The following is an 11563-nucleotide window of genomic DNA, read 5'->3' as shown; positions in this document are numbered from 1 at the left end:
GGCGCTCGGCCAGGGGTCCTGACGGCGCGCGCCGCTTCACCGGGTTCCGGGGGCGTGCCATGATGGGACATGGCTTCGCGACGATGGGCGCGGACCGGCCGGACCGACGCGACGATGCGGGTCGCGTCCGGCTACCTCGTCCTCGCGGCTCTGGCGATCTCGCTGGCGCTGGTGCTCCGGGATGGATGGCCGTGGATCCACCCGAGCCCCTGGCTGTCCTTGCGCCCGCTGGCCGCGCTGCTGGTGAGCGCCGCGCTCGGCCTCACGCTCGCCGCCGGGGTCGTCGTGATGACCCGCGTCGCCGTGGCCCGGTTCGTCTGGGCGCGGCGCCTGCACGCCGACCTCCGCCCGGTCGCGCGGGAGCTCTCGCTCGGCCAGATCCTGCTGCTCGCGGGCCTCTCGAGCCTCGGCGAGGAGCTGCTCTTCCGCGGGCTGCTGACGCCGCTCGTCGGTGTGCTGCTGAGCGCGCTCGTCTTCGGCCTGGTCCACCAGATGCGCGGTCCGAGCCGCTGGGTGTGGGTGGGCTGGGCCGTGGGCGTCGGCGCGGGCCTCGGCGCCATCTTCGCCGCGACGGGCTCGCTCGTCGGGCCGCTCCTCTCGCACGCCGTCGTGAACGCCGTGAACCTGAGCTACCTGCGCGACCACGACCCGGACCACGCGGAAGCCTGACGGCGCGCCGCGCGCCGGTCCTCAGCGCTTCTTCGAGTCTGGCCGCGGCGGTCTGGGCGGCACCGGCCGCGGCGGCTGGGGGACGGCGCTCGCTCGCGGCGGGGTGTGGAGGCTCGCCCGCTGGGTCGCCGGGGGGGCGAGGGTCGCGTGGGGATGCGCGTCCATCTCTGCCCACTCCAGCTCGTCCTCGTCCTCGCCGCTCGGCGATGGCGGCGGCACGGCCGGCCGGCGCGACGGCGGTCGCGAGGTGGAGGTGCGGCCCTGGCCGCGCGGCAGCGTGGGCGGCTCGCTCTCCGCGACGCGCTGGCTCGACGGCGGCTTCGCCATGCGGGCCAGCGAGCGCAGCGTCGGGGGCGTCCCTGCGGGCGCGGGCTCGAGCTCGAAGTTCAGCTCGAGCGACGGCGGCGTGTGCGGCGCGCGCGGCACGTGCGGCGCGTGCGGAACGTGCGGAACGTCAGAGATGGACACCGCGCTGTCGGGCCCCTTGCGCGGCGTGACGCCGGGGCCGAGGCGCAGGCGCTCCTCGAGGGCCGCGCTGTCGTTCGAGCGCGGCGCGCGCGACGAGGGCGGCGCCACGTCCTCCAGCAGGGACGACGGCCCGCCGAGCGCTGTCGTCGCGAACCGGGGCTCCGGGCGGCGGCGCGACGGCGGGATCTCCAGCTCGACGCGGGTGCTCTCGTCCTCGAGCCGGGTCGCCTCGAGCAGGTAGGCGGCGATGGACTTTCGCTCCGACGGCACGGGGCGGCTGCCCGGGATGAACGCGAACCGCCCGACCTTCCAGCCCAGCATGGTGCGGAGGGCGGCGAGCGCCGAGACGCGCGTGCCTCCCACGGTGCCCTGGACGATGCACCCTTCGGCGATGTCGAGCTGAGCGCGCCGCTTCTTGCTGGTCACCTCGAAGACGCCCGACCGCCGCTCCATCTCGAGGACGGTGAGGACGGTGGCGATGGACATATGGCTGAGGTCGCCCTCGATCGCTGTCTGATCGACGGAGGCCGGGATGGACATCAGGCTGTCCCGCCGCTGGCGCAGGCGCGACGCCATCTGCACGAGCGCGCCGATCTGGGCGACGACCTCGCTGACCCGGAACGGCTTCGTCATGTAGACGTCGGCCCCCACGTGGAAGCCTTCGAGGCGCGACTGCTGGTCGTCGAGCGCGGAGAGGAACAGGAAGGGGGTGACGGACACCCGCGACGGCTGGGTGCGCACGTTGCGCGCGACCCAGTAGCCGTCGTGGTCGGGCAGGCCGATGTCGCAGACGATGCACTCGGGCTCCAGGGTGCAGGCGGTCGAGAGCCCGGCCTCCGCGGTGGCGCAGAAGATGACCTCGTAGCCCGCCTCGCGGATCGCGGTGGCGAGCAGGTCCGCGACATACTCTTCGTCCTCGATCACGAGCACGACCCCGCTCGGCATCTCGCAGACGGTACACGCGCGCCGCGGGGGTGGCCAAGGGTGAATGGCGGAGAGCCGGTCTGATCATCAGCCAGCTTTCTCCCCGTCCGCGCCAGCGCCCACGCCAGCGTCCACCTCCGCGACCCCGAGCGCTTTCGCCCGCGGCGCCCGACCGCGGCGAGGGATTCACGCTATAAGAACGGAAATGGCAAGTCCTGTCCGAGAGGCCGACGGCACGGTGCGGCCCGGCGAGCGGGCCTCCCCGGGGGCTCGCGTCTTCATCGCGATGAGCGGCGGAGTCGACTCCTCGGTCGCCGCGGCGCGCCTCTGCGACGCTGGCTACGATGTCGTCGGCGTGACGCTGCACCTCTGGGACTACCCCGACGACGGCAGCGTCAAGAGCCGCTGCTGCGCGCCCGAGGATCAGCACGACGCCCGCAGGGTCGCCGACCACCTCGGGATCCCGCACTACACGTTCGACCGCCGCGCCCTGTTCCGCGAGCACGTCGTCGATCCCTTCGTCGACGCCTACCTCGCGGGCGAGACGCCGAGCCCGTGCGTGGCCTGCAACCGCTCGGTCAAGCTCCGGGAGCTGTTCCCGCTCGCGGAGCGGCTCGGCGTCTCGTGGGTCGCGACGGGCCATTACGCGCGGGTGGTCGTGGAGGAGGGCGCCGCCCGCCTCTACCGCGGCCGCGATCGGCACAAGGATCAGAGCTATTTCCTGCATATGCTCCGGTCGGACGAGCTGTCGCGGCTCCTTTTCCCGCTCGGCGACTCGACCAAGGACGAGGTGCGCGCCGAGGCGATCGCCCGCGGGCTCCCGGGCGCCGAGAAGGGGGAGAGCCAGGAGCTCTGCTTCATCCCCTCCGGCCGCTACGCGCCGTTCGTGGCCGAGCGCGCTGCGGACCGGCTGCGGCCTGGCCCGATCGTCGATCGGGACGGCCGCGTGGTCGGGTCGCACGGCGGGGTGCACGGCTTCACGGTGGGCCAGCGCAAGGGCATCGGCGTCTCGCTCGGCCGCCCTGCGTTCGTCGTGGGCCTCGACGCGGCGTCCGGCGCGGTGCGCCTCGGCGACGAGGCCGATCTCTACGCGACCGGCGCCGAGATCACCGACGCCGTGTGGTGCGACGACGCGGTGTTCCCGCTGGACGCCGAGGTGCGGGTGCGCGCCCGGCACGAGGCGGCGCCCGGCGTGATCGAGCGGCGGCGCGACCCTGCGACGGGCGCGGAGCGCTTCGTCGCGCGCTTCGCCAGCCCGGTCCGGGCGGTCTCCCCCGGTCAGATGGCGGTCGTCTACCGGGGCGACCGCGTGCTCGGCGGCGGCCGCATCCAGGCCGCCCTTCGCTCGGAGGTGCTGTCGTGAGGGCCTACCTGCTCGCGTCGCTCGTCTGCGCCTCCTCGCTGGGCTGCTCGCTCGGGCAGGGCGAGGGCGAGGTCTACAGCTCACGGCTGCGCGCCGCGAACTGCTGGGACGACAGCTACGACATGCGCCCCGACTTCTTCGCCGCGGTCCCCTACCGCTCCACGCTGCAGATCCGGGTGCAGCGGGGCAGCGACCTCCAGGAGATCTCGGACGGCCTCGCCGTCCTCATCGACGACGTCGACCTCATCCGCGGCGACGGTCAGGTGAACAAGCTCGACGTCGATCTCAGCGTCGGGCTCCCCCCTGGCGTCCAGCTGCCGGGCTCGCCCCCGCCGACGCCGAAGCCGGCCGGGCTCGCTCCGCTCGTCCACATGGCGCTTTACCTCCAGCGGTCGTGCCACAACCAGAACACGATGCTCTACGCCGTGGACGGGACCATCAAGTTCCAGGCGCTGTTCAGCGGCGATCCCAACGAGACGGACGCGGTCGACAAGTACACGGACGCGACGTTCGACATCTGGGTCGGCGACCCGCGCGACGCCGGCCTCGGCAATCCAGCGGATGCCATCCCACAGGAGCTTCTCTCACGGGTCACCGGGGGTTTCCGTTTCTACTTCGAGCGGGGTCAACCCGGGCAGCCGTTCCCTTGAGCTCGCCGCGACTCCGTCCTGGGTCTCTGGCGGTGTCCTACCTGTCAGGACAACAACCTTCAGCGCCGCAGTGGATTGAAGCTGACCATCTGCCCGGTCTGTCGCCCGAGACGACATGGCAAAGCGCCGCGAACTCGCGGTAAAGTAGTGACCGCTCATGCCCCAACCCCCGCCTCGACCCGCATCACGAATGGGCGGACCTCCAAGCCCCGGGTCGACCAATTCATCGACTGAAGCGCGCGCGAAGGAGCCCGAGAAGCAGCAGGGGACCTACTTCCTGGGCCGTTACCGCGTGGTCGACGAGATCGGGGTGGGCGGAATGGCGAGCGTCCACCTCGCTCGCATGGATGGCCCGGGCGGCTTTCAAAAGTGGGTCGCGATCAAGCGGATCCACCCTCACCTGGTCGAGGACGATCAGTTCGTCGACATGTTCCTCGACGAGGCGCGGATCGCGGCTGGCATCAACCACGCCAATGTCGCGCAGGTGTTCGATCTCGGAAAGGACGACAACACCTACTGGATCGCCATGGAGTACCTCCACGGCGAGCCGCTCCGGGAGGTGATGCGCCGCGCGGAGGAGCGCCGGCTGCGCATCTCGCCCGAGCTCGCTGCGCGCATCTGCTCCGATGCCGCAGAGGGGCTTCACGCTGCCCACGAGCTGCGCGGAAAGAACGGCCAGCTGCTCGGTCTGGTGCACCGCGATGTGACGCCGCACAACCTGTTCCTGACCTACGACGGTTACACGAAGGTTGTCGATTTCGGCATCGCCAAGGTGGCCGATCGGCTGTCGTCCACCCGTGCAGGGACGTTGAAAGGCAAGTTGGCCTACATGTCTCCCGAGCAGGTGCGCGGCAACGACGTCGATCGCACGACGGACGTGTTCGCGCTCGGGGTGGTCCTCTGGGAGCTCACGACGAACCAGCGCCTGTTCCGGATGGACACGGATCTCGACACCCTCGAGAAGGTGCAGGCCTGCGTGGTCCCGCCGCCGTCCACGATCGTGCCCGACTATCCGGTCGAGCTGGAGAGCGTCGTCATGAAGGCGCTCGCCAAGCACAGGCAGGATCGCTTCCAGACAGCGCGCGAGCTCTCCCGGGCCTTGCAGAGCTTCCTGATGAGGAGCGGGGTATTCGTCGGCTCCGAGGAGGTCGCCCACTTCGTGCAGCAGGTGTTCGCCGACCGCATCCAGAAGCGCGAGGCCCACCTCGCGTGGGCGGCGGAGGTGACGTCCACCATCAACGTCGAGCAGGTGCGCGGGCGCAACTCGACCACGGCCACGGACAGCGTCGGGCTCCGCAGCCGCGGCCGGGAGCCCGAGCCCCAGCAGCGGCTCACGCCGCCCCAGGTGTTGCGGCGCAACGCCGCCCCGGCGAGCGGGATCGCGCCGGTCGGGCGCACCCCGGCGAGGGACGCCGCCGACAGGCAGATGTCGGCCTCGTCGCTGATGGACGACGACGAGGATGTCCCGACGACGGTCGCGACGCGCGAGCACGCCGAGCCGGCGCGACCGCTCCCGAACGGCGAGCGCCCGACGGTGCGCCCCGCGGCCGGCATCGCGCCCGAGCGGGCGCCCGCCGCGCCCCCGCAGTTCGGGGCCCATCCCGCCCTCTCGGCGGGTCGGCCTGGCTTTCCGCCCCTGTACCAGGGCCAGCCGCACGCGCAGGGCCGTCACAACACGCCTCAGCCGCCGCGAACGTCGGCCCAGTACCCGCCGCCGCTCGATCTCGACACGGGCGAGCTCGCCCCGCTCCCTCCGGGGCGCCTCCTCGACCGGGGGCTGGGGCTGGACAGCCCCCTCGCGTCCACGCTCGCGCTCCCGCCGCAGGCGCCGCCCCCGGCGTTGCACGGCGCGAGCGATCCCTCGCGCCACGCGCAGGGGAACCGAGCGCCTGCCTTCCCCGCGCCGCCGCAGGGGCCTGGCGCCGCTCCGTATGGGCTTCCGTTCAATGGCCAGGGCTATGCCCCGGCGCCTGCGCTCCCTGTCGTCGCGCCGGCGCCGGCCTTCCCGCCGCCGCCCTCGACGACGCTGGGGCAGGCTCAGCCTTTCGCGCCCGCCGCCGCGGCGCAGCCGCCGCAGTCGCAGATCGAGACAGCGCTCTCCCTGCCGCGCCCCGACCCGGCGGCCATCTGGGCCGCCACGCAGGACGCCGTGTCCAAGGGGAACAGCAGGAACACGCTCGTGCTCGTCGCCGTCATCACCCTCACCGCCCTGTGCGTCATCGGCATCGGCGCGCTGATCTACATGAAGACGAACACCGTGCAGCCCATCCCGGCGCAGGGGGGCGACGTGCTCCCTGCGCCGCCCGCCCCGACGAGCGGCGCGGCCACCACGGGCCAGCTGCACTCCGGCGTGCAGGGGGCGCTCGAGGGGGCGGGCGCGAGGGCGGTCTCGCCCTCCTCTCGGCGAAGCTCCTGAACCGCGCTCGTCCACCCCAGCCAGCCGGGCCTGCGCGCGTTACGATGGCGAGATGAAGGCTGTTCACCGCCGCTCGAGCGGTGCCAGGGCGCGGCCCCGCGCCGGCGAGCGAGCGCAGCTGCGCATCGACGCGCTGGCCGCGGGCGGCGCCGGGATCGGCAGGCTCGCGGGTGAGGTCGTGTTTGTGCCGGCCACGGCGCCGGGGGATCTCGTCGAGGTCGAGCTCGATCGGAGCGCGCGCCCGGCGAGGGGAAGGCTCCTCCGCGTCGTCGAGCCGAGCGCCGACCGCGTCGCTCCGCCCTGTCGGTTCGCGGACGCCTGCGGCGGCTGCGACTGGATGCACGTCCGCGTCGAGGCGCAGCAGGCCGCGCACGAGCAGATCATCCGGCAAGCCATCGCGCGGGCGACGTCGCTGGCGGAGGCCGAGCTGCCGCCCATCCGTGTGCATCCGGCGCCCCTGCCGCTCGGGTACCGCTCGCGGGCGCGGCTCTTCGCGCGCGCGGAGCGCGGCGAGGTGCGCGTCGGCTACCGCGCGCCGAGGACCCACGCCGTCGTCGCGGTCGACCGCTGCCTGGTGCTGGGCGACGCGATCGCGCCGCTCGCCGGCGAGCTGCCCAGCCTCCTCCGCGGCGCCGTGGGGGAGGGGGACATCCTCCTCTCGCACGGCGCATCGAGCCGCCCGGTGGTCGAGATCCTGTGGCGCGGCCAGCTCCCGCCGGCCGTATGGCAGCTGCTCGACGAGCGCACCGCGCGCGGCGCGTGGGCCGGCGCCCGCGTCACGCTGGACGGCGCGCGCGAGGCCGCGTCGTTCGGAGATCCGCGGCCGACGATCCTGGGAGCGGACGGCTCGCCCCTGCTCCTTCCGCCGGGCGGCTTCGGGCAGCCGTCCGAGGAGGGCGCCGCCGTCCTCGCCCGCCGCGCCGCCGAGCTCGCTCACCTCGACTCCACGCGGCCGCCGCACCTCGTGGAGCTGTTCGCCGGGAGCGGGACGCTCTCCGTCCTCCTCGCGCGCGGCGGGCCGCGACCTGCCGCGGCCGCCGAGGCCGCCGAGGCCGCGGTCCCGGGCGCCTCGGGGCTCGCGTCGTTCACGGCGGTGGAGCTGTCGCCCGAGGCCGTCGCGTGCCTCCGCCAGAACCTCGCGGCTCGCGGCCTCGCCGGCAAGGTGATCGAGGCGGACGCCGATCAGCACCCGATCCCGGCGCGCACCGACGTCGTGGTGCTGGATCCCCCGCGCGCCGGGGCTCCCGGCGCGGCGCGCGCGATCGCGGCCTCGGGCGCGCGCGTCGTCGTCTACGTCTCGTGCGACCCGGCCACCCTGGCGCGCGATCTCGGCGGCATCCTCCGCGGCGGCTTCGAGATAACCGACATCGAGGCGGTCGAGCTCTTTCCTCAGACCAGCCATATCGAGTCGATCGTCCGCCTCTCCCGCGCCCGTCGGTCGGCTCGCTGAGCTGCCCGAGCCGCGCCTGGACGGACCGGAGGGCCGTGCAGGGCCTCCGGCCGGCGGCTTGCGCTACGCTGCCGGAGATGATTCACCACCTCGACGATCGTCTCCGCGAGGAGGCGCGACGCTATCGTCTCGTGTTCGCGTGCCCCGACTGCGCCTCGTTCGATCCCGCGGAATCTGACGATCGCGACGACGGCGACGACGGCGACGATCGCGACGCCGCGCCCGCCGGCCGGGCGCCGCGCTGCTCGCTCGGCTACCCGGTCGCGCCGCACGTGAGCCGGTCCCTCGACGATCGCGACGAGGTCATCTTCTGCAAGGCATTCGAGCTGCGATGAGCCCTCCTCCCGGACCTCTCCCGCCGCCCCGGCGCGGCCGGTCGCACCCCCCGTCGCTGCTCCGCCTGGCCGAGCGGCTGATCCGGGACGAGCGGCTGCTCGCCCGCGGCGACGTGGTCCTCTGCGCCTGCTCCGGGGGCCCCGACTCGAGCGCGCTGCTGCACGTGCTGGCGCTGCTCCGGCGGCGGATCGGCCATGAGGTCGTCGCGCACGGCGTCGACCACGGCCTCCGCGCCGCGGCCGCGGCCGAGCTCTCGCTGGCGCGCGCTCAGGCCGAGCGGCTCGGCGTCCCCTTCTCGACCACCCGGGTGGACGTCGCCCCCGGCGCGAACCTCCAGGCCAGGGCGCGCGCCGCCCGGTTCGCCGCCCTGGCGGCGGCCTCGGCGGCCCACGGCGCCCGCGCGATCGCGACCGGCCACACCGCCGACGACCGGGCCGAGACGCTGCTGCTGCGCCTGCTGCGGGGCGCGGGCCCGCGGGGGCTGGCCGTCCTGCCGCCGCGCGCCCCGCTCTCGCGCGATCTCGCCGGCGAGGCGCCGGGCGCGGCAACCAAGATCGAGCTCATCCGCCCGTTGCTCCAGGCCCGCCGCGCCGACGTCCTCGCCCACCTCGACCGACACCGGCTTGTATTCGCGGAAGATCCCAGCAACGCGGACCCCCGTTTCACCCGCGTTCGCGTCCGCCGCGAGCTGCTCCCGCTCCTCGAGGACCTGTCTCCGGCGATCGTCGAGCACCTCTGCGCGCTCTCGGACATGCTCGTCGCCGGGCGAGAGCGCCCCTCGGACGGCGATCCGGCCGTCCTCAACGGCGATGATCCGCTGTCGATTCCGCTCGGTCGGGCGCAGCGCTTCGCGATCGAGCGGGCCCGCAAGCTCGGGCGGCCGCTGCGCGTCCGGGTTCGCGGCGGCGGAGAGATCGCCCTGGGCTTTCCAGAGGAGTCCAGCGTGCTTATCGAGGACAGGTCCACACGTCGCGGGGCCTGACCGCATGCACCCCCACCCGCGGCGCCCGTCCGAGAGTCGAGGGCCGAGAGCCCGTTTTTCGCTGTGTCACCGCGGGGAGTACCCGCGGTCGACGACCGAGCTGACGGGTGGCATGCTGACTGGAACACGCGTACAATTTCGGTACACGCCGGCTCGCCGCGCGAGTTTAGAGGGTCCTCGTGAAGCAATCGCACAAGACGCTGCTGCTCTGGGTTCTGCTGATCATGATGTTCCTGGCGATCTGGCAGTTCTTGAGCCCGGATCGCCCGCCCGCCACGCCCGTCGCATTCAGCGAGTTCATGGCCCAGGTCCAGGTCGAGGCCAAGGACAAGGATCCGCACGTCGAGTCGGTCACGATCAAGGACCGCGAGTACACCTTCTGGGTCAAGGACCCGAAGAGCGGAGCGAAGACCAAGAAGGTCACGATCGGGCCTGACAACGCCGACGAGATCACGAAGACGATCGTCGACAACAAGGTCGCCGTGTACTTCGAGAAGGAGGAGGCGTCGCCGTTCTGGCCGGGGGCGATCATGTACCTCCTGCCGACGATCTTCCTGCTCGTGATGTTCTATCTGTTCATGCGTCAGCTCCAGGCCGGCGGCGGCAAGGCGATGAGCTTCGGCAAGTCGCGCGCCCGGCTGCTCAGCGAGGCGCAGAACAAGGTGACGTTCGCCGACGTCGCGGGCATCGACGAGGCGAAGGACGAGCTCGAGGAGATCATCGCGTTCCTCAAGGACCCGAAGAAGTTCCAGAAGCTCGGCGGCCGGATCCCGAAGGGCGTGCTCATGATGGGCCCCCCTGGGACGGGCAAGACGCTCCTCGCGCGCGCGATCGCCGGCGAGGCGGGCGTGCCGTTCTTCTCGATCTCCGGCTCGGATTTCGTCGAGATGTTCGTCGGCGTCGGCGCGAGCCGGGTGCGCGACCTGTTCGAGCAGGGCAAGAAGCACGCGCCGTGCATCATCTTCATCGATGAGATCGACGCGGTCGGCCGCCACCGCGGCGCGGGCCTCGGCGGCGGTCACGACGAGCGCGAGCAGACGCTGAACCAGCTGCTCGTGGAGATGGACGGCTTCGAGTCGAACGAGGGCGTGATCATCGTCGCCGCGACGAACCGCCCCGACGTCCTCGACCCCGCGATCCTGCGGCCTGGCCGCTTCGACCGGCGCATCGTCGTGAACCGGCCGGACGTGCGCGGCCGCGAGGGCATCCTCCGGGTCCACACGAAGAAGGTCCCGCTCGGCACCGACGTCGACATGGAGATCCTCGCGCGCGGCACGCCCGGGTTCGTGGGCGCCGACATCGAGAACCTGGTCAACGAGGCGGCTCTGCTCGCGGCGCGTCAGGACAAGGACGTCGTCACGATGGTCGACTTCGAGATGGCCAAGGACAAGGTGCTGATGGGCGCCGAGCGCCGCAGCATGGTCATCAGCGACGAGGAGAAGCGGACCACGGCCTACCATGAGGCCGGGCACGCGCTGGTCGCGAAGCTGCTCGAGAAGTTCTCGGATCCGGTCCACAAGGTGACGATCATCCCGCGCGGGCCGGCGCTGGGCCTCACGCAGCAGCTCCCGAAGGAGGACCGGCTCAGCATGTCGCGCGAGTTCGCCAAGGCCCGCCTCTCGGTGCTGATGGGCGGCCGCGTGGCGGAGGAGATCGTGTTCGGCCAGTTCACGACGGGCGCGGGCAACGACATCAAGCAGGCGTCGAACCTGGCGCGGCGCATGGTGACCGAGTTCGGCATGAGCGACGTCATCGGCCCGATCTCGTACGGCGCGGACGAGGAGAGCGTGTTCCTCGGGCGCGATTTCACGAGCCGGCGCCGCGACTACTCGGAGACGATCGCCAACCAGATCGACGACGAGGTGCGGCGGTTCATCCTCGACGCGCACGGCGAGGCGCGGCGGCTCCTCACGGACAACCGCGAGATCCTCGAGCGGCTCGCCACGGCGCTCCTCGAGCGCGAGACGCTGGACGCCGAGGAGGTCGACGCCATCGTCTCGGGCCGCGAGCTCCCGCAGCGCCAGCGCGTCGTGATCCCGAGCTACAGCGATCGCGATCGGGCCGCCAAGGAGAAGCGCCGCGCGGCCAGCATCTTCGGCACCCCGAAGCCCGCCCCGAGCACCTGATCCAGCGCCGCGGGGGCAGCGCCCGACCCTCGGGCAGCCCCCGCGCCGGTGCCGCGCGACCGCGCGGCACGTGAGACCCCCCTCGAAACCCCCACCCACAACAGGGAGCAGCGACGCGCGCGACCGGCGCGGCCGCGCCACCACAGACGGCAGCGACGCGCGCGCATGGCGCGCCCCCG

At 72.8% G+C, this 11563-nt stretch carries 9 protein-coding genes; 8 read left to right on the top strand and 1 reads right to left on the bottom strand.

The annotated features are described in order from the left end of the window. Positions 1 to 69 precede the first annotated feature (69 nt). Positions 70 to 669, top strand: a complete 600-nt coding sequence (locus tag WME85_RS43725; RefSeq protein ID WP_437830148.1) for a CPBP family intramembrane glutamic endopeptidase — start codon at positions 70 to 72, stop codon at positions 667 to 669. A gap of 21 nt (positions 670 to 690) precedes the next feature. Here the strand turns inward: WME85_RS43725 and WME85_RS43720 are convergent, their stop codons facing one another. Further along, the gene (locus tag WME85_RS43720; protein ID WP_437830147.1) at positions 691 to 2082 is read right to left on the bottom strand and encodes a response regulator; all 1392 of its coding nucleotides are present in this window, start codon (positions 2080 to 2082) and stop codon (positions 691 to 693) included. Between the two features lie 184 nt (positions 2083 to 2266). On the opposite strand from WME85_RS43720, the gene mnmA reads away from it, so the two are divergent. The 7 genes from mnmA (at position 2267) to ftsH (ending at position 11384) form a co-directional block, all read left to right on the top strand. Beyond that, positions 2267 to 3424 (top strand): tRNA 2-thiouridine(34) synthase MnmA, encoded by a 1158-nt coding sequence (gene mnmA, locus WME85_RS43715; RefSeq protein ID WP_437304998.1) that lies wholly within the window; start codon positions 2267 to 2269, stop codon positions 3422 to 3424. Beyond that, positions 3421 to 4074 (top strand): hypothetical protein, encoded by a 654-nt coding sequence (locus tag WME85_RS43710; RefSeq protein ID WP_437830146.1) that lies wholly within the window; start codon positions 3421 to 3423, stop codon positions 4072 to 4074. Before mnmA ends, WME85_RS43710 begins: the two co-directional genes overlap by 4 nt. A 190-nt stretch (positions 4075 to 4264) precedes the next feature. After that, positions 4265 to 6490 (top strand): serine/threonine protein kinase, encoded by a 2226-nt coding sequence (locus WME85_RS43705; protein WP_437830145.1) that lies wholly within the window; start codon positions 4265 to 4267, stop codon positions 6488 to 6490. Positions 6491 to 6542: 52 nt separating this feature from the next. Continuing rightward, positions 6543 to 7940 carry a class I SAM-dependent RNA methyltransferase gene (locus WME85_RS43700; RefSeq protein ID WP_437830144.1) on the top strand — a complete coding sequence of 466 codons (1398 nt, stop codon included), beginning with the start codon at positions 6543 to 6545 and terminating at the stop codon, positions 7938 to 7940. A gap of 77 nt (positions 7941 to 8017) precedes the next feature. Further along, positions 8018 to 8275 (top strand): hypothetical protein, encoded by a 258-nt coding sequence (locus WME85_RS43695; protein WP_437830143.1) that lies wholly within the window; start codon positions 8018 to 8020, stop codon positions 8273 to 8275. Then, positions 8272 to 9258, top strand: coding sequence for a tRNA lysidine(34) synthetase TilS (tilS, locus tag WME85_RS43690; protein ID WP_437830142.1), 987 nt, complete (start codon positions 8272 to 8274; stop codon positions 9256 to 9258). Before WME85_RS43695 ends, tilS begins: the two co-directional genes overlap by 4 nt. 179 nt (positions 9259 to 9437) lie before the next feature. Then, positions 9438 to 11384, top strand: coding sequence for an ATP-dependent zinc metalloprotease FtsH (gene ftsH / locus WME85_RS43685; RefSeq protein WP_437830141.1), 1947 nt, complete (start codon positions 9438 to 9440; stop codon positions 11382 to 11384). Positions 11385 to 11563: the final 179 nt, after the last annotated feature.

The sequence above is a fragment of the Sorangium sp. So ce1153 genome, assembly GCF_051521595.1.
Taxonomy (GTDB): domain Bacteria; phylum Myxococcota_A; class Polyangia; order Polyangiales; family Polyangiaceae; genus Sorangium.
This window is presented reverse-complemented; position numbering and strand designations above follow the sequence as displayed.

Excerpts from the sequence above, each read along its gene's own strand:
- WME85_RS43705 (WP_437830145.1), top strand. The coding sequence starts at position 4,265 with ATGGGCGGACCTCCAAGCCCCGGGTCGACCAATTCATCGACTGAAGCG.
- tilS (WP_437830142.1), top strand. The coding sequence starts at position 8,272 with ATGAGCCCTCCTCCCGGACCTCTCCCGCCGCCCCGGCGCGGCCGGTCG.
- WME85_RS43700 (WP_437830144.1), top strand. The coding sequence starts at position 6,543 with ATGAAGGCTGTTCACCGCCGCTCGAGCGGTGCCAGGGCGCGGCCCCGC.
- WME85_RS43725 (WP_437830148.1), top strand. The coding sequence starts at position 70 with ATGGCTTCGCGACGATGGGCGCGGACCGGCCGGACCGACGCGACGATG.
- mnmA (WP_437304998.1), top strand. The coding sequence starts at position 2,267 with ATGGCAAGTCCTGTCCGAGAGGCCGACGGCACGGTGCGGCCCGGCGAG.
- WME85_RS43720 (WP_437830147.1), bottom strand. The coding sequence starts at position 2,082 with ATGCCGAGCGGGGTCGTGCTCGTGATCGAGGACGAAGAGTATGTCGCG.
- WME85_RS43695 (WP_437830143.1), top strand. The coding sequence starts at position 8,018 with ATGATTCACCACCTCGACGATCGTCTCCGCGAGGAGGCGCGACGCTAT.